Genomic DNA, 19,414 nt, shown 5'->3' with positions numbered 1-19,414 from the left:
GCGAAAGCGAATTTCATCTATATAAGAAAAACAAAGGGGATGACGAAATGACATTGGCAATTGAAATGAAAGATGTAATGAAAAGTTTCAACGAAAAAACAGCACTTCGAAATGTAAATATTGAGGTGAAGCAAGGAGAAATTTTCGGATTCCTTGGACCGAGCGGATCCGGTAAAACAACAACAGTAAAGATTTTAACTTCTCAATTACTTCATAGCGTTGGAACTGTAAAAGTGTTAGGGAAAGACATTACAGGACCAAGTAGCATCGATTACAAACGAATCGGTATTTTAACAGACAATAGCGGCTTATATGAAAGACTTAGCATCTATGATAACTTACTATTATTTTGCGACTTATACAATTGTAAAAAAGAACGAATTGATGAAGTACTATCGCAAGTGAATCTATTAGATGATAAAAAAACACAAGTAAAAAAATTATCAAAAGGAATGAAGCAGCGCGTCACATTAGCTAGAGCGATCCTTCACAAACCAGATATCCTCTTCTTAGACGAACCAACATCCGCACTTGATCCGGTAAACGTACAAAACATTCATAAAATCTTAAAAGACTTAAATAAAGAAGGAACGACGATTTTCTTAACGACGCACAATATGGACGAAGCAGAAACACTTTGTAACCGCATTGCCTTTCTGTGCGGCGGAGAAATTGTAGCTCTTGATACACCGGAAAACCTGCGTTTACAATACGCGAAGGACCAAATACAAGTCGTATTAAAAGATAAGCAAAAAGAAGTCGTGCAAAAAGATGAATTAGGTGCAAAACGCATTTCAGAATGGATGAAAAAGGGCGAATTACTATCTATTCATTCACATGAGCCAACGTTAGGCGATATCTTTATTGAAGTTACTGGGAGGGGACTATAATGACATTTTCAATGAGACGATTTTCAGCGATTTTCCGGAAAGAGTTACAGGATTTTAAAACGAATTCACAAACTTTAATTATGTTGGTAATGCCACTTGTCTTTTCGGTATTATTTAGTCGTTCAGATAATATGAGAGAAGTTGGAGCAAGTACGTTAACTGCGATGGCGTTAGTTATGGTTGGAGGTTTTGTACAGGCGATGCTTATCGCTGAAGAGAAGGAAAAAAATACGCTTCGTGTTCTTATGCTATCACCAGCATCATCTATTGAAGTATTAATTGGTAAAAGTTCATTAACAGGTATGATTACAGTTGCAATCTGTTTTATTAATCTACTTATTTTAGGTAAATTAGAAGGTAATTTTGCATTATTATTACTCATCTTTGTTCTTGGAATGTTAATATTTAATCTCATTGGTACTTGTATCGGATTATTAGCTCAAAATGTACCGCAAACATCAACAATTGGATTACCAATATTAATGACATTTCTTTTCGGTGATTTAATTGGAATGTTTGTGAAGAATGAAGTCGTTACAAAAATAATCGATTATTTACCAACTCGTCATATCGGTCTTGCAGTTAGCAGTGTTATAAAAGGTGGAGGTTTTAGTGCAATTACTAGTAATTTATTGAACATAACTATTTGGTTAGTTGCAGTACTTGTTATTACGCTCTTCATTTATAGAAAGAAACAAATGGACTAAAAACTGAGCTCAAACGCTCAGTTTTTTCCTTTTTCTATCATTTCCTCGGAAATTTTTCAATTCCTATACATATTTTTACAGATTTTGTCGAAAAGTAATTAGTTATAGGTTGTATAGGATGTTTGAATATTGTTCAAAATGATTGCTGAGGTGATGATGGAATGCGAGGAAGAAATAATAAAAAGTCGCGAAAAGTAGTACATTTATTTCAAAGAAGATGGGTGTTTCCGGCACTATATATTGCTTGTGCAGCGGTAATCTTAATGGTTGCACTATGGTTCCAAGGAGCTAATCCGAAGAAAGCTCCGAACCAAGATCAAGCAACACCGTATACACAAACGGAAAATCCAGCAGTACCAGTAACAAAGTCTTCAGAAGTAGTGAAAATGCCAGCTGCAGCAAATGCAGAAGTAGTAGTACAGAAGAAATTCTATGAAGATGCAGCATCAGAGGCGGAACAAGAAAAAGCACTTGTCTTTTATAACAACACATATTCCCCTAATAAAGGAATCGACATTGCTGCGAAGAACGGAAAAGAATTTGATGTGACAGCTGCTTTAAGTGGTACAGTAACGAAAGCTGAAAAAGATTCACTTCTTGGTTATGTTGTAACAGTAGATAGTGGAAATGGTGTAGCAGCATCTTATCAAAGCTTAGGTAGTGTGAAAGTAGAAAAAGGTGCAAGAGTTGCGCAAGGTGAAGTGTTAGGAAAATCAGGTCTAAGTGCAATGAATAAAGATGCAGGTTCTTACGTTCACTTTGAAGTGCGTAAAGACAATGTGGCTGTGAACCCTGAGCGTTATTTAAATAAATCAGTAGCAGAAATTAAAGCTGATGCAGGTGCTGCAAAGGCGACAAATGCTTCTGGTAAAAAAGCTGATGACAAATCTCAAAAAGAAGAAAAGTCAACAAGCACGAAACCAGAAAGTAAAACAGAAGATAAATCTCAAAAAGAAGAGAAATCAACGAGCGGTTCAACTAGTGACAAAGAGACGAACAGCAAGCAAGATGAGAAATCTCAAAAAGAGGAAAAATCAACGAATGGTTCTACAGAATCATCTAACGATTCTTCTTCACAAGAATAATAAAATGAAAAGATCAGTTCTCACTAGAGAGCTGATTTTTTCATTTTTATATAAAAATAATTAGTTTCGAGAAAAAAGTTGCAATAACAAGGAAAAATGACGAGATTCTCGAATATATATTACAAAAGGGAGGGGATACTGTGTCATTTTTATCTGTTCTGTCGATTGCTATTATTTTATTGTTTGTTTTATTCGCTTTATATTATTATATTGCCGGTAAGAAGGAAGTTCCCCACCATCAGTTGTTGAAAGAAGATTGTGACCGAGAAGAGTGACACCTTTTATAAAAAGGTGTCATTTTTTTTGCCATAATTGTCAACTTTAACGTATTTCTCACAAAAAAACGTAATTTTTCTTAACTTAGTCCGCAAAAATAGTGAACATGTAGCATATATCAGTAGTGCGAGCAATACAATGGTATAAACCAAAGCAAAGAGAGTGTTTGAGGTGAGAAATCGTGAATCATTTCATTATAAATCCAAGAATGTTTAACGCTTACAAACAGCACTCACATTTACTTCTTAGTCGTATGCAGCGAGTCTCATTTCACACTTCTCACATCCAATTTAGGGAGGCGAGTGGTGTGCACGATTACATCAAAGAGAGAACTATCAAGATTGGCAAGTATATCGTGGAGACAAGAAAGACAGTGCGTGTAATTGCAAAGGAGTTTGGGGTATCAAAGAGTACAGTCCATAAAGATTTAACAGAGCGTTTGCCAGAAATTAATCCAGAGCTCGCAAATGAAGTGAAGGAAATTCTTGATTATCATAAGTCTATTCGTCATTTAAGAGGTGGAGAAGCAACAAAGCAGAAGTATCGTAAAGAAGATACAGAAAAGCCTGTACGTCAATAAATACAAGAAAGCAAACATTCCTTGCAAATTCGGTAATATTTTTCAGAAGAATTCTTTTTGCGAATATTACGTTTCTGTTAAATTTATGATAAAATCAGAAATTAGGTGTAAAAGAATTCGGGTGTAACCTGATTTTGAATATCGAGGAGGAAAAGACGGGAATGTTTGCGCGAGATATCGGAATTGACCTAGGTACGGCTAATGTATTAATTCATGTTAAAGGTAAGGGTATTGTATTAAATGAGCCATCTGTTGTGGCAATTGATCGTAATAGTGGGAAAGTATTAGCAGTAGGTGAAGAAGCAAGAAGTATGGTGGGACGTACGCCTGGTAATATTGTAGCAATTCGTCCACTTAAAGATGGTGTAATCGCAGATTTCGAAATTACAGAAGCAATGTTAAAGTATTTCATTAACAAATTGGACGTAAAAAGCTTCTTTTCAAAACCTCGCATTTTAATTTGTTGTCCAACAAATATCACATCTGTAGAGCAAAAAGCAATTCGTGAAGCTGCTGAACGTTCAGGTGGGAAAACAGTATTTTTAGAAGAAGAACCAAAAGTAGCCGCAGTTGGTGCTGGTATGGAAATCTTCCAACCAAGCGGAAACATGGTTGTTGATATTGGTGGAGGTACAACAGATATTGCCGTACTTTCTATGGGTGATATTGTTACCTCTTCCTCTATCAAAATGGCTGGCGATAAGTTTGATATGGAGATCTTAAACTATATTAAACGTAAGTATAAGCTATTAATCGGAGAACGTACTTCGGAAGACATTAAAATTAAAGTTGGTACAGTATTCCCAGGTGCACGTAGTGAAGAACTTGAAATTCGCGGACGTGACATGGTAACAGGTTTACCACGTACAATTACAGTATGCTCTGAAGAAATTACAGAAGCACTAAAAGAAGACGCAGCTATCATTGTACAAGCTGCAAAAGGCGTACTAGAGCGCACACCACCAGAACTATCTGCGGACATTATCGACCGCGGTGTGATTCTAACAGGCGGAGGAGCTTTATTACACGGTATCGACATGCTTCTAGCTGAAGAATTAAAGGTACCAGTATTAATTGCTGAAAACCCAATGCAATGTGTTGCTGTTGGTACAGGTATTATGTTAGAGAATATCGATAAACTACCAAGACGTGCTTTGAAATAAAGAGAACGAATATGAACTATACTCCAAGTCGTGGACGCTTAAAAAAGTCCACGACTTGTTTTTTTATGTTTTCAGGCTCATTCTTCGTTATAGTGGGAATAAGTAAGGTTGGTTTTTAAAAAAATAGTATAAAAATAAAAAAATCTTGCGTATTACAGAGCGAAATTTGAACACGAAGCTTATGTTTACTAGGTTTTCCATTGTATATGGAGTGCAAATTCTATTTTTATATATTTTTTATTTTTAAGAAAATCAAAGGATAATAAAGAAATATAGAGATAATATGATGTATATACATATATTCAACTATATTTAGGGTTTTCTTATTTGAAATCACATGTAATATAATAATGCAGAATACGACACTTAAGGAAAAGTATGTTTTTATACATATTTCTTTCCCCTAATATGGGCACACACTTTTTTCTATTTCCGTGTCAGCAGTAATTAGTTATATAGTTTTTCTTAAGAATAAAGTGTGTGCATTTTTTACAACTTATTTATGTAACGATTGTTCCGTTCCGATTCGTATAGTGAGTGATGAACTTCCCATCTTAAAATTTTAAGGTGGGGAGGAGGAAGTCCCTAAATAATGTAGTCCCCGTTTAATAATGACAAAAAGTTAACAAAATGGGATAATAAACTATACCCTAGTGGTAAGACCAATCTTTTTTTAGAAAAAGGAGCGATCGTTACATGTTAAATATAGAACAAATTAAAGAAATTATCCCGCACCGCTATCCATTCTTACTCGTTGATAAAATTTTGGAAGTAGAAGAAGGTAAGAAAGCGATCGGAATTAAAAATGTAACTGCGAACGAAGAATTCTTTAATGGACATTTTCCTGATTATGCAGTTATGCCAGGCGTGTTAATTGTAGAAGCATTAGCACAAGTTGGAGCAGTTGCTGTATTAAAGAAAGAAGAAAATCGTGGAAGACTTGCTTTCTTTGCAGGCATTGATAACTGTCGCTTCAAAAAACAAGTACGCCCCGGTGATCAACTTCGTCTAGAAGTAGAAATGACACGCGTACGTGGCCCAATTGGAAAAGGAAAAGCTATTGCAACAGTAGATGGTGAAGTTGCATGTGAAGCAGAAATTACTTTTGCAATTGGTGATAAAAAAGAATAGATAGAATAAAAAAACTTCTTGTATTTGTACAAGAAGTTTTTTTATTTACGATATATATCGATGTAAATGCAAAAATACAAACCAATTGGAATTACCATAGTATATCTTTATCATTTATCTCTTTTTTGAGATAAATGATAAAGATATAAAAGAAATGAGGCTATTGTCATATTGTTACGGACTTTATATAGGACAAAATAGAATGGTACTTGTTATGGTTAAATATGGGGAATAATGGACGAATTTAACAGTATAAATAAACGTTAAATAAGCGTAATATATCGATTACGAATGAAATGGGCGTGTATATCGAGCATATAGAAATAGGGGGAACAGGTCGCACTTAAAAAAGGAGACTAGAACATGTTCGGGAGAAAGAAAAGAAAGCCATTAAAACAATTAATTACACATAAGGAGCCTAAATCGCGTATTGCAGAACAATACCGTAACATTCGTACAAATATTGAATTTACATCTGTAGATAATCATATTCGTTCTATCGTTGTCACTTCAGCAGATCCAGGTGATGGAAAGACCACGAAAATTGCAAACTTAGTAGTTGTTTTCGGTCAACAAGGAAAGAAAGTTTTAGTAATCGGAGCTGACTTACGTAAGCCGACGATACAAAACTTATTTGCAATTCATCATTCAAATGGATTAACGAGCTTATTATCAGGACAAGCGAAATTAATGCAATGCATTCAAAAAACAGATGTAGAGAACGTATATTTAATGGCGTCAGGTCCAATACCACCAAACCCAGCGGAACTGTTAGGAAATCGAGTAATGGACAAGGCATTACTAGAAGCTTATAACATGTTTGATATTATTTTAGTAGACACACCACCAGTTCTTGCGGTTACCGATGCCCAAATACTTGCGAACAAATGTGATGGAGTCATACTTGTCGTGCGCAGTGAACAAACAGAAAAAGATAATATAGTAAAAGCGAAACAAATTTTAGACAAGGCGTCTGGTAAACTGCTTGGTGTTGTACTAAATGACAAGAGAGAAGAAAAGGAACGATATGGATATTATTAGAAAAAATGTATGATATAATAAATTTTAAAGCCAATAAGTATTTTGTTGGCTTTTTTGAATTGTTTTAAAATTTTTCATTTGTTTATATAAAAAATATGATAAAATATAAATTTTGGAAATTTTATGGAATGTGTTGTCAAATTTAAGATTATTTTGTAAGATTATATATGTTTTCAAATAACAATCGTACGTAGATATTACTAAAATAAAAGAAATGTAAGATTATATGTTATAATTTTTCTTATGTGCAAATTTTAGAAAGTTGGAGGAACTTATGGAAGAAACAATTAGTTTAAAAGAGTTATTTTATATCTTAAAAAAACGTTTAGCAATGATCCTCGTAATCGCCTTTGGTGCAGCTATAGTAAGTGCTATCATTAGCTTCTTCTTTATGACACCAATCTATCAATCTTCAACGCAAATTCTTGTAAACCAGAAAAAGCAAGAAGGAGCAATGATTCAAGCTGGTGAAGTTCAAACAAATATTCAATTAACGAATACATATAAGGTTATTATTAAAAGTCCAGTAATCTTAGATCAAGTAAATGAAAAATTAAATTTAAATATGACAGCGCAAGATTTAACAAAGAAGGTTAATGTTGCGAATGAAAAAGATTCACAGGTCATTTCTGTAACAGCCGAGGATAAAGATCCAAAAGTAGCGCGTGATATTGCAAATGCAACAGCAGATGTATTTAAAGGTGAAGTTGCAAAAATTATGAATGTCGATAACGTAACGGTATTATCGAAAGCGGAAGTTGGGGAAAATCAATCACCAATTAAACCACGTCCAATGTTAAACGTAGCAATTGCTTTCGTTATTGGCTTAATGGCTGCAGTTGGTCTTGCATTCTTACTAGAATACTTAGATAACACAGTGAAAAAAGAAGAAGATGTAGAAAATTTACTTGGCTTACCGGTGTTAGGTATTGTAGCACGTATGGATGAAGAAACAGCAAGCGTGAAATCACATGCTCCATCATCAAGAAAAGTGAGGGGACAGACAATTGGTTCTTAAAAGTTTATTTAAAAAGAAAAAAAATCATCGTCAACGTCGTCAATTAATTGCTCATCAACAACCGAAATCACCAATTTCAGAACAATATCGTAATATTAGAACGAACGTTGAGTTTGCGTCTGTTGATACCAACTTACATTCACTGATGGTAACATCTGCGAACCCGAGTGAAGGTAAAACGACGACGACAGCCAATATGGCAGTTGTTTTCGCTCAACAAGGCAAAAAAGTATTATTAATTGATGCAGATATGCGTAAACCGGCAATGCATCAAATGTTCCAAGTTGATAATATTTTCGGATTAACGAACGTATTAACACATAGTGAACGTTTAGAGAAATGTGTACAAACGACAGCTGTAGATAATTTGCACTTTTTAGCGTGTGGCCCAATCCCGCCTAATCCAGCGGAATTATTAGGTTCGAAATCGATGCAAGAACTTCTTGCTCAAGCGTATAGCATGTATGATTTAGTTATTTTTGATTTACCGCCAATTTTGGCTGTAACAGACGCGCAAATTATGGCGAATGTATGTGATGCATCTATTCTTGTCGTTCGTAGTGAATCGACAGAAAAGGAAACAGCGGTAAAGGCAAAAGGATTATTAGAATCTGCAAAAGGTAAATTGTTAGGCGTTGTTCTGAACGATCGTGAAAGTGAACAAGGCTCATATTATTACTACGGTGCAAACTAATTAAAAAGTGAGATATGACCAGAACATATCTCCTTTTTTCCCTTGAATATGAGACATGTCTCATATTCAAGGGAAAAAAGATTTTTATACGAGAGGGAGGATGAGAAGAATGATTGATTTACATTGTCACATTTTACCTGGCATCGATGATGGTGCGCAAACAGTAACAGATAGTTTAGCGATGGCACAAAAAGCTGTTCAAGAAGGAATTCACACAATTGTCGCTACACCACACCATCAAAATGGAAAATATGTAAATGAACGTACTTCTATTATTCATCAAGTGAAACAATTAAATGATGAACTACAACAACATGATATTCCACTCAAAATTTTGCCAGGGCAAGAGGTCAGATTATATGGTGATTTACTTGAAGACTATGAAGCTGGTAAAATCGTTACTTTAAACGAAACGAATAAATACATATTAATTGAGTTTCCATCTAATCATGTACCTCGCTATGCAGAGCAACTATTATATGAATTACGTGTTAAAGGAATGATTCCAATTATCGTTCATCCGGAACGTAATGCTGAACTAATTGAGCGACCAGATAAGTTATATAACCTTGTAAATAAAGGTGCATTAACACAAGTGACGGCAGGAAGTCTTTTAGGGAAGTTTGGCAAAAAGATAAAAAAATTCTCACTACAACTCGTTGAACATAATTTAACGCATATGATCGCATCTGATGCGCATAACACGACATCAAGAGGGTTCCATTTAGGAGAAAGCTACGAGTTAATCGGAAAAGAATTTGGAATGAGCGTTATGAGCGATTTAAAAGAAAATCCGTATTTATTAATTAGCGGAAAAGTAATTTATAAAGAAGATCCAGAACAAATTCGTCGTAAAAAATTGTTTGGTATTTTTTAATTGAAGAGCTCTGGTGATGTCTCCTAACCGTTATCAATGGGGGCACTCGGTCGTGCTGTGGGTAGAAATTTTTATTTCGAGCCTACCTTAGACGCTTGTCGTCGGGAGTATGGCGTGAGGATGGGTTAGATGCCCATAATTTATTTATAATAGAAACTCTACCTATGGAGTTATAAAAATGACTCTATAGGTAGGGTTTTTGTTATTGTTACATATAGATAAAACAATACTTATTAGGGGGACAAAACTTGAAAAAAGTAAAAAAAGCGATTATTCCAGCCGCTGGACTGGGGACAAGGTTTTTACCAGCGACGAAAGCGATGCCGAAAGAAATGTTACCTATCGTTGATAAACCGACGATTCAGTACATTGTAGAAGAAGCAATTGAATCTGGAATTGAAGATATTATTATTGTAACTGGAAAAGGAAAACGCGCAATTGAAGATCATTTTGACCATTCTTTTGAATTGGAACAAAACCTTTTAGAAAAAGGGAAATATGAAATGCTTGAGAAAGTACAAGCATCTTCAAAAATTAACATTCATTACATAAGACAAAAAGAGCCGCAAGGATTAGGTCACGCGGTATGGTGTGCTCGTAAATTTATTGGTAATGAGCCATTTGCGGTATTACTTGGTGATGATATTGTGCAAGCTAAAACACCTTGCTTACGTCAGTTGATGGATCAATATGAAGGTACACAATCATCAGTTATTGGTGTACAAACAGTGCCAGAAAATGAGACGCATCGTTACGGTATTATCGATCCAGTTGAACGAAATGACCGTCGTTACCAAGTGCGTCAATTTGTTGAAAAGCCGATTCAAGGTACAGCACCATCAAATTTAGCAATTATGGGTCGTTACATATTAACACCGGAGATTTTTACGTTTCTTGAGAACCAACAAACAGGTGCTGGTGGAGAGATTCAATTGACAGATGCGATTCAACGATTAAATGAAATCCAACGAGTATTCGCGTATGACTTTGAAGGAACTCGTTATGATGTTGGGGAGAAGTTCGGGTTTATTAAGACGACGATTGAAATGGCACTTCAAAATGAAGAATTGAAAGAAGAATTGATGAGTTATATGAATGAACTTGTACAAAAAGAAAGTGTACATGTATAAAAAGTGAGGTGGGATAGCAGTGGCCTTAATAAAGGTATCGGAGGAAACTATAAAAAAACAAGAATTACTTGCTGCTGAAGAGGTAAATCAAAGATGGTTGTATTTATTTATGAAACGTTTAATGGATGTAGTAGGAGCATTATGTGGTCTTATTTTCCTTTCGCCTGTTTTTCTTATCGTTGCACTACTCATTAAGTTAGAAGATCCAAAAGGTCCAATCTTATTCAAGCAAACCCGAGTGGGGAAAAATGAACAAGAATTTGGTATGTATAAATTCCGCTCTATGGTCACTGATGCGGAAGAGAAGTTGAAGGATTTATTACAACATAATGAAGTATCTGGTGCAATGTTTAAAATGAAAGATGATCCTCGTGTTACAAAAATCGGTAAATTTATTCGTAAAACAAGTATTGATGAGTTACCGCAATTATTAAATGTTTTAAAAGGTGACATGAGTTTGGTTGGACCACGTCCACCGCTTCTAAGAGAAGTGAGAGAGTATACTTCTTATGATAAACAGAGATTACTTATTACGCCAGGATGTACAGGGCTTTGGCAAGTCACTGAGAGAAATAGTGTTGGATTTAAAGAGATGGTAGAACTAGATTTAGAGTATATACAGAAAAGAGGGGTTATTTATGATTTGAAAATCATATTTAAAACAATTCAAGTCATGATTAATTCAAATAATGCATCTTAAGAAATAAATTTCGAGAAAAAGAGGTTGAAAAAACAATGGATAAAAAAATTTGTGTAATGGGATTAGGCTATATTGGTTTACCAACAGCGAGTTTATTAGCAACTAAAGGTTTTCAAGTACATGGTGTAGATGTAAATGAAAAAGCGGTCGAAATGATTAACAGCGGAAAAGTACATATTTATGAGCCGGATTTAGATATTTTAGTAAAAGCGGCAGTACAGAGTGGAAAGTTAAAAGCAGGTATAGAACCGGTAGAAGCTGATATTTTTATTTTAGCAGTTCCAACACCATTTCAAGACGAACATAAACCAGATTTAACATACGTAAAAGCAGCTGCAAAGACTATTGCACCTGTTGTTAAGAATGGAGATATTGTCATTCTTGAATCTACAAGTCCAATTGGTACAACTGAAAAAGTCGCTGAATGGATTTTAGAAGAACGCCCAGATCTAACAACGACAGAAGGGTTACATGGTGAAAAAGGTAGAATTTATATTTCACACTGCCCAGAACGTGTATTACCAGGACATATTTTAAGAGAATTAGTAGAGAATGACCGTATTATTGGTGGATTAGATCATGAATCTACAAAGCGTACAGTAGAATTTTATAAGCAATTTGTAAAAGGGAATATCCTTGATACAAATGCAAGAACGGCAGAGATGGCGAAGTTAACAGAGAACTCATTCCGCGATGTAAATATTGCATTTGCGAACGAGTTATCATTAATTTGTGATAAGTTAAATATTAATGTTTGGGAACTCATTCGTTTAGCAAACCGTCATCCGCGTGTAAATATTTTACAACCAGGTCCTGGTGTTGGAGGACATTGTATTGCGGTTGATCCTTGGTTTATTGTAGATGCTGCTCCAGAAGAAGCAAAATTAATTCATACAGCAAGAATAGTAAATGATTATAAACCAGGATATATTGTAGATAAAGTTAGAGAAAAAGCAGAGCGCTTTAAAGCACCAGTTATTGCTTGTTTAGGCTTAGCTTTTAAAGCAAATATTGATGATTTGCGTGAGAGTCCATCTGTAGAGATTGTAAAACATTTATCTAATCTAAATATAGGGGAAATTAGTATTGTAGAGCCACATATAACAAGTCTACCAATAAATTTAGATAGAGAAAATGTTACATTAATGACTTTAGAAGAAGCTATTACAAAATCTGATATTATATTACTGTTAGTAGATCATGATGTTTTTAAAGCTATTGATAAAAATATGTTGAAAGAAAAAATAGTTATTGATACTAGAGGATTCATGGATTAATTAATACCTTACTAGAGGGTACTTATTTTGAGTGATTTCTAAATTAATATGCTCAAAAAGTGGTAGTATTACTGTAGCAATTTATCTAGGGTGGAGTATTTAGGCTGTTTTTTATTAGAAAATAGCCTATTACTCTAATTTGAAAATATATTTTTAAAGCATGTAGGTAGCTCTCTAAATTATCTTTTCAAATATATAAGTTATTTATATGACCTATATTTTGTATATAATTTGAACCGAATTTCTTTTATTTTTGTTGTTTCTGTGTTTTTTCTATGGAAAAAATACAGAAACAAGTAAGTAAAATACAAGAGTTTTTAAATTTTGAATGTATCCTACAAGTTAGTATAGTAAATTAATTGTGGAGTATAGGAGGTGTTCCTGTGCAAAATTCTCATAAAAATATTCTTTTTATTGTTAATATGGATGAGAGAAATAAAACAGGCTTATTTAACGCAACACATCAAAGAATAAAATCATTGGTACCATATCTTAATGAATATGAAGTTTATTGTTTAAAGTATTATGATGGTGCCTTTATGAGTTTAGTAAAGAAATTATTTAACAAAAGAATTAAGAAAAAGAAAGAAGAATATTTTGTCTATGAGGGAATTAGATATGAGAATAAATACATTAAGAATACTGTATTCAGAAAGATTGCATTAAAATTCGGAGTGGATTTCCCGACATTTATAAATTTAATTATATCTAGTAGAAAAAAAATTAAAAAATTTGATCTTATAAGTGCTCATTGGTGTTATCCACAAGGGGGAGTAGCATACTATTTTAATAAAGTTTTTAAAACACCTTATACTGTAACTTTACACGGGAGTGATATTCATACATTGCCGAGAAATAGTAAAAAAATAAGAAGAAAAACTTTGAAAATACTAAACAACTCTTCTAACAATTTTTTTGTAAGTTCAGGCTTAAGGGATAGTGCATATAATATCGGTTATAATAAAGATAATTATTTAGTATTACCTAACGGTGTTGATATAAGTAACTTTTATCCGATAGAAGTTAATAAGAATAAAAAATTGAAAGAACAATTAAGTTTGAGTGGCAAAGTAGTTGGATTTGTAGGGAATTTAGTTGAAGTTAAGAGGGCTGATAGACTACCTTATATATTTAATGAAATAAAAAAAGCATATCATGAAGAGGTATCTTTTTTAATTATAGGAGATGGGAAATTATCAGCAGAAATTAAGAAGATAAGTGAAGAATTTCAATTAAATATATATTTTACGGGTAAGATTAATCCGGACGAAGTAAATAAATACATAAATTTAATGGATATTATGCTGTTACCAAGTAGAAATGAAGGTTGGGGCAATGTAATTTTAGAGGCACATGCGTGTGGTATCAAGGTTATTGGAAGTAATCAAGGAGGAATACCAGAAGCGATTGGTGATCAAAACTATATTGTTAGTGATGGAGAAAGATTTGAAGAGAACTTTGTACGGAAAGTTGTAGAGGTAATTCAGGAAAATCAGGATATGGATTATTTAATGGATAGAGTTAAAAATCAATTTTCTGTGGATATTATAGCTAGTAAGGAACTTAATAAGTATAATCAAATCTTAGTGAAACATAATACTTAAATCGGGGAAGATTGAATGGGAAAAGAAATGATTATTAAATTAAAAGAAAAATTTCAAACTGGAGAGTTATTGAGGCTTTTTAAATCAATGCTGCAAAAGGCTAAAAAAGTTGGATTTCTACATTTATTAAGTGCAAATATGCTTTTACAGATAGCTGGTTTTGGTGGACAAATATTTTTAACAAGGATACTTTCGGTTGAAGAGATTGGTAAAATAAAAGTTCTTCAATCCTTTCTAGGTATTATTATTCTCATTGCAGGTCTTGGGATCAATGTAGCGATACTAAAATTATGTTCAGAGAAAATCAGTGATGAGGAGAAAGATATTTTATTTGTGAATGGTTTCAAATTTAGTATTGTTATTTCATTATTTACTACAGTTGTTGTAATACTGCTAGCATTTTTAGGTCTCTTTTCGGAGAATAATGAAATAAACAATGCGATGAAATTTTACAGTATCCAGGTGCCTTTTCTAGTAATGAATACTTTTGCTATATTCTATTTACAATCACAGAAACAGGTTCATGCTATGTCCAAAATCCAAAGTAAAACTAAAGTAATGGTTATTGTAGTAAGTACTTTAGCTGCATATTTCTTTGGATTATATGGCTATGTGATGGGAATTGTATTTTCGAATATAGTAGCTACTTTCTTATGCTTCTCATTATTGAAAGCTAAATTAGTAAAATTGAGAGAAATTAAAATTAGTAAAGTTTATATTTTAAAACTATTAAGTATTTCAGGGGTGTCTTTTGTAACTAATTTAATGGGACAGCTTGTAATTTCTCTTAATATACTTTTACTAAGCTATATGAGCAAAAGTAGTGCTGAAATAGGTTATTATGGGATAGCTCAATTAATTATTACTTCTATGATGATCATCCCTAATACACTTAATCAAATTATGATCCCTTATTTATCTGAGCAGTCGCAAAATAAACAAAAAATCATAGAGCTTTTAAATTCTTATCAAAAACGCATGCGAATGCTGATGTCGATTTTATTTATTGCAACTTATTTTATAGTGCCCATATTTATGCCGATTGTATTTGGAGAAAAATATACTAATTCTATTACTTATTTTCGAATTCTTTTAGTAGGTATGCTATGTTGGAGCTTGTATTCTCCTAAAGGTATAACGTTGCTTAGTATTGGAAGAATCGATTATAATTTTTATACGAGTATTTGCACATTTATAATCAATATTGTATTGAACATAGTATTAATTTTGAAATTTGATGTTGTAGGTGCAGCTTTTGCAACAATGTTAACATACCTGATAACTATCTTTTTTAATAACTATTTCTTTAAAAAGGCTATTGTTAAACAATATTCGGCATGAATTACTTAATAGTATAGTCAATGTTATTAAAATAGATACTTGTATAGAAATTTATTCTAGTAAAATGGAATGTAAAGGAATTATGAAAAGCACGATAAACATAACTTATATTTATTGTGCTTTTTATAATCTTATCTATCTTTTTTTAGAAATATAGTAAGAAATACTTAAAAGATGAACATGAAGGAGATTATAAATGGGATGCAGACGTTTTATCCATCGATAGATGCTACTAAAAGACAAAAGGAGTTTACTATTAACTATTCAATTATCTTTTGTATTGCCTTATTTGTATTAAATGAAACGACCAGAAAAATCTTTGGTTCCTCAATCAGTACTGTTAATATACTTTTTTTAATATTTGGTGGAATATATTTCTTGTCATCAGTATTACATAAAAGGATAAATCCTTTTATTCTTTTTATAGTATCATTCTTTTCAATCATTGTAATTTTTAGTATGAATACGATTTGGTCATATCCTTCTGTATATACAGTATTTACGTTTGTTAATTTATTAATGCCATTGTTTTTAGTTGGTATTAAGTTGAAACATGAAGAAGCATTGAAGGCGCTTAAGGTGTTTTTGTATATATTTAACTTTTTTATTCTCATTTTATTTTTATCTGGTATTGTAGATGTTATTACAAAAAGCGCAATACAATTAACATTAGCATCCACGGTATTTAAAGGAGAAGGGTACGATTTATTAATTATTAAAGAAAATCTTTCTGGTATTTATAGATTTTATTCATTTGCAGGTCATCCTTTAACAAATGCTAAATATTTTTTAATATTTTATATAATGAATAATATTTATGCGGTAAAAGTAGGCTATTTAATGAATAAGTATTTAATTACATTTATAACGATGGTTGGATTGGTGTTATGTGGCAGTAAAACAGCCTTAGTGTTATTTGTTATATTGCTTATTCTTTATTCGAATGTAAAGAAATATAAATTTCTTTACTATATTGGAATTGCTTCTTTATTTTTAGTTATATATAATTCGGATTTATTTGAGAATAATTTGAAGCAGCGATTTGTAGAAGGTGTTACAACTGGTAATATTTCATCTGGAAGAAATGATTTGTTGGAATTACTAGCAAACAGTAGTAGTACTGAGTTACCAGAATTCTTTTATGGAGGCGGAGCCAATTCTTCTAGAGAAAAAGCTCTGGAATTAGGGGGAGGAGCTTCTAACTTTGAATACCCATTAATTATGTTAGCATATGACTATGGAATTTTAGGGACTTTAATTATCTACATTTGTATATTCTTTTATCCTATTTATTTATTTTGGCGACATAAAGATTTTTATACAATGGTTAATTTTATATTTCTGACCTTAATGATTAATTCTAATAACTCAATAGCAAACTTAAGTAGTGATTATATGGCCCAGCATTGTTTCTTGATTTTATTGCTTATTAATGTCAGTAGAAAAAATGATATGGCAGATCATTAATGTTTTGTAATAAGTTTTGAAAAAAATCTAGAATTTAGGTGATTTATAGTGAAAAGGATACTTATTGTAGCTTACTACTTTCCACCGTTTGGTGGAGTAGGTGCAGTAAGAATGACAAAATTAGTGAAATATTTTAGTAGATTTGGTTGGGATGTTACTGTTGTTACTGTAAATGAAAAATATTATGATCAAAGCCAATTAGATTACGATAAAGAAAATGAAATACCATCTGAAGTAAAGGTTATTAAGACGAAAAGATATAGTCAATTTACTAGCTTTAAGGAAGAAGGATTATATTGGGCAGTAGATTTATATCATAATATAAAAAAGGTAATTAAGAATGAAAAGTTTGACTATATTTTTTATACGGGTGGCCCATTCTTTCACTGGGTAGTAGCACCGATAATAAAAAAATATAGTAAAATACCATATGTGTTAGATTTTAGAGATCCATGGCTATTAACACCTTATAATAATTCAAAAATACGAAAAGTTATATCTGGTATTTTAGAACCCTATGTTATAAAAAATGCGGATGTAATTATCAATGTCACAGAAGATGCAACTAATATGTATAAAAATCATTATAAATCTATCGAGGAAAATAAATTTATTACAATATCAAATGGATACGATCCTGAGGATTTTACTGATATCAATGATATGGAATTAAATTTACCAGGAAGAAAAATCGTTTATACAGGGAAATTTGGAGGATTTAGAAAACCACTAAATTTCCTAGCAGCATTGGATAAGTATAATCAAAAGAACGAAGAAAAAATGTACTTTATACATGTTGGTCAGCAAGAGGAAGAAATTCAAAATTATTTGGATAATAATCCAGCTATAAGACCTTATGTTGTTCAAACAGGATTTGTACCTTATAAAAAGGCTTTAGAATATGTTAAGGCAAGTGACATAACTTTAATTGTATCTGGAGGACATCCTTACGAGCCGACAACTAAAATATATGACTATATAGCATTAAAAAAGCCTATATTCTGTATTAATGATATTAACTATGGTTATTTATTTGAGACGCTAAATTCGTATAGTCTATCTGTTCATTGTAAGAATAAAGAATCAGAAATTCTGAATGGTTTAGATCATATTATGCTAAATACAGTAATTAATGAGGATGAATGTGATGATAGTGAATTTAATAGAAAGTCACTATTTAAAAATTTGAATAATTATCTTGAAAATAATTAAGTATTTAAGATGTGTAAATGAGAATAATTTTATAGATAAATACCTTCTATATGTGGAAGGTATTTATTTTTCAGCTTATTTAGAAGATATACATAGTAATTTAACTAATCTAAGAAAAGAGATGGTGTTTTGAGAATTTTATTAGTATCCAATATGTATCCTAATAAAGAGCATCCAAATTATGGTGTTTTTGTAAAAAATACAGAAGAGATCTTGGTAAAACAAGGTATCCAGATTGATAAGATTGTTATGTATAAAGGGAAAAATAAATTTTTAAAAATCATTGGTTATTTAAAATATTATATTTCAATTATATTGAATGTGCTAGTAAAAAAGTATGATGTTATCTATGTTCATTATGCAGCACATAACGCTATACCATTACTTATCTTGAAGAAATTAAAAAAGGGTATTAGGATTTATACAAATGTTCATGGAAGTGATATTGTACCAGAAACCCGTGTGCATCATAGACTTCAAGGTTTAGTAACAAAACTTTTAAAAGTCTCTTGTAAAATAATAGTTCCATCTAATTATTATAAAGAATTAGTAGAAAAAAAATATAGGATAGAGGGGGGAATTGAGGTATTCCCTTCAGGTGGAGTGAATAGTAATATTTTTTATCCTATTACCGATAGAGAACCTTTATTAGAGAAGATGGAAATTAGTCCTGATTATAAATATATTGGGTATGTAGGAAGATTAGACTATAAAAAAGGTTGGGATGTTTTATTACAATCCATTTATATATTAAAGAATGAAGGATTTATGAACGATAAAAAGCTGATAGTAGTAGGAAATGGAAAAGACATAAATAAATTTAGAAATACTTTATTAGAATTAGACCTAGATAAGTTTGTTATACACTATACTCTTTTACCTCAAAAAAAATTAAATGATATATATAATTGTCTCGATGTATTTTGCTTTCCAACGATGAGAGAAGGCGAAAGTTTAGGATTAGTTGGCTTAGAAGCAATGGCTACAGGTCTTCCTGTAATAGGAAGCGAGATGGGAGGCTTATTAGATTATATCAAAGATGGCGAAAATGGATTATTCTTTAGCCCAGGAAATAAAGAAGAATTGGCAATTAAAATTAAAGAATTTTTTGGTCATGATGCAGAGTTCAAAGCAAAGATGAGGGAGCAATCCATTCATACAGCAAATAAATATGAAGTGAAAAATATTGAAGGTACGCTTATAAATATATTTCTATAATTC

General features: G+C 32.1%; 19 protein-coding genes. All 19 read left to right on the top strand.

The genetic code is table 11. The features are described from left to right. The first annotated feature begins 47 nt into the window (after positions 1-47). The 19 genes from LUS72_RS26135 (at position 48) to LUS72_RS26045 (ending at position 19,411) form a co-directional block, all read left to right on the top strand. Entirely contained in the window at positions 48-890 is an 843-nt protein-coding gene (locus LUS72_RS26135) for an ABC transporter ATP-binding protein (protein WP_097832444.1), read from the top strand. Beyond that, complete coding sequence (locus LUS72_RS26130; RefSeq protein ID WP_097832443.1) at positions 890-1,597, top strand: ABC transporter permease; 708 nt, start codon at positions 890-892, stop codon at positions 1,595-1,597. The genes LUS72_RS26135 and LUS72_RS26130 overlap by 1 nt, the downstream gene beginning before the upstream one ends. 161 nt (positions 1,598-1,758) lie before the next feature. Continuing rightward, positions 1,759-2,682, top strand: coding sequence for a stage II sporulation protein SpoIIQ (locus LUS72_RS26125; protein WP_097832442.1), 924 nt, complete (start codon positions 1,759-1,761; stop codon positions 2,680-2,682). 140 nt (positions 2,683-2,822) lie between these two features. Next, the gene (locus tag LUS72_RS26120) at positions 2,823-2,957 is read left to right on the top strand and encodes a hypothetical protein (protein WP_044738197.1); all 135 of its coding nucleotides are present in this window, start codon (positions 2,823-2,825) and stop codon (positions 2,955-2,957) included. Between the two features lie 308 nt (positions 2,958-3,265). Beyond that, entirely contained in the window at positions 3,266-3,538 is a 273-nt protein-coding gene (gene spoIIID / locus LUS72_RS26115) for a sporulation transcriptional regulator SpoIIID (protein WP_000544011.1), read from the top strand. Positions 3,539-3,699: 161 nt separating this feature from the next. Further along, complete coding sequence (locus tag LUS72_RS26110) at positions 3,700-4,701, top strand: rod shape-determining protein (RefSeq protein ID WP_000457977.1); 1,002 nt, start codon at positions 3,700-3,702, stop codon at positions 4,699-4,701. Positions 4,702-5,397: 696 nt separating this feature from the next. Then, positions 5,398-5,832: a 3-hydroxyacyl-ACP dehydratase FabZ gene (gene fabZ / locus LUS72_RS26105; protein ID WP_074532622.1), complete on the top strand. Its 435-nt coding sequence runs from the start codon at positions 5,398-5,400 to the stop codon at positions 5,830-5,832. Positions 5,833-6,195: 363 nt separating this feature from the next. Beyond that, entirely contained in the window at positions 6,196-6,873 is a 678-nt protein-coding gene (locus LUS72_RS26100; RefSeq protein ID WP_264448462.1) for a CpsD/CapB family tyrosine-protein kinase, read from the top strand. A 274-nt stretch (positions 6,874-7,147) separates the two neighbouring features. Beyond that, positions 7,148-7,891 carry a YveK family protein gene (locus LUS72_RS26095; protein ID WP_264448461.1) on the top strand — a complete coding sequence of 248 codons (744 nt, stop codon included), beginning with the start codon at positions 7,148-7,150 and terminating at the stop codon, positions 7,889-7,891. Further along, on the top strand, positions 7,881-8,585 hold the full coding sequence (locus LUS72_RS26090) for a CpsD/CapB family tyrosine-protein kinase (RefSeq protein WP_264448460.1): 705 nt from the start codon (positions 7,881-7,883) through the stop codon (positions 8,583-8,585). The genes LUS72_RS26095 and LUS72_RS26090 overlap by 11 nt, the downstream gene beginning before the upstream one ends. Positions 8,586-8,694: 109 nt before the next feature. After that, positions 8,695-9,462: a tyrosine-protein phosphatase gene (locus LUS72_RS26085; protein ID WP_264448459.1), complete on the top strand. Its 768-nt coding sequence runs from the start codon at positions 8,695-8,697 to the stop codon at positions 9,460-9,462. A 248-nt stretch (positions 9,463-9,710) separates the two neighbouring features. Beyond that, positions 9,711-10,592 (top strand): UTP--glucose-1-phosphate uridylyltransferase GalU, encoded by an 882-nt coding sequence (galU, locus tag LUS72_RS26080; protein ID WP_264448458.1) that lies wholly within the window; start codon positions 9,711-9,713, stop codon positions 10,590-10,592. 19 nt (positions 10,593-10,611) lie between these two features. After that, positions 10,612-11,292 carry a sugar transferase gene (locus tag LUS72_RS26075; protein WP_272502241.1) on the top strand — a complete coding sequence of 227 codons (681 nt, stop codon included), beginning with the start codon at positions 10,612-10,614 and terminating at the stop codon, positions 11,290-11,292. Positions 11,293-11,327: 35 nt separating this feature from the next. Then, positions 11,328-12,569, top strand: coding sequence for a UDP-N-acetyl-D-mannosamine dehydrogenase (gene wecC, locus LUS72_RS26070; RefSeq protein WP_264448457.1), 1,242 nt, complete (start codon positions 11,328-11,330; stop codon positions 12,567-12,569). Positions 12,570-12,952: 383 nt separating this feature from the next. Further along, positions 12,953-14,173 (top strand): glycosyltransferase, encoded by a 1,221-nt coding sequence (locus LUS72_RS26065; RefSeq protein WP_264448456.1) that lies wholly within the window; start codon positions 12,953-12,955, stop codon positions 14,171-14,173. Between the two features lie 15 nt (positions 14,174-14,188). Further along, positions 14,189-15,514: an oligosaccharide flippase family protein gene (locus LUS72_RS26060; RefSeq protein WP_264448455.1), complete on the top strand. Its 1,326-nt coding sequence runs from the start codon at positions 14,189-14,191 to the stop codon at positions 15,512-15,514. 201 nt (positions 15,515-15,715) lie between these two features. Beyond that, complete coding sequence (locus LUS72_RS26055; RefSeq protein WP_264448454.1) at positions 15,716-16,981, top strand: hypothetical protein; 1,266 nt, start codon at positions 15,716-15,718, stop codon at positions 16,979-16,981. 48 nt (positions 16,982-17,029) lie between these two features. Then, positions 17,030-18,193: a glycosyltransferase gene (locus LUS72_RS26050; protein WP_264448453.1), complete on the top strand. Its 1,164-nt coding sequence runs from the start codon at positions 17,030-17,032 to the stop codon at positions 18,191-18,193. Between the two features lie 129 nt (positions 18,194-18,322). Next, entirely contained in the window at positions 18,323-19,411 is a 1,089-nt protein-coding gene (locus LUS72_RS26045; protein ID WP_264448452.1) for a glycosyltransferase family 4 protein, read from the top strand. Positions 19,412-19,414: the final 3 nt, after the last annotated feature.

The organism is Bacillus cereus (assembly GCF_025917685.1).
Taxonomy (GTDB): Bacteria; Bacillota; Bacilli; order Bacillales; family Bacillaceae_G; genus Bacillus_A; species Bacillus_A cereus_AT.
This window is presented reverse-complemented; position numbering and strand designations above follow the sequence as displayed.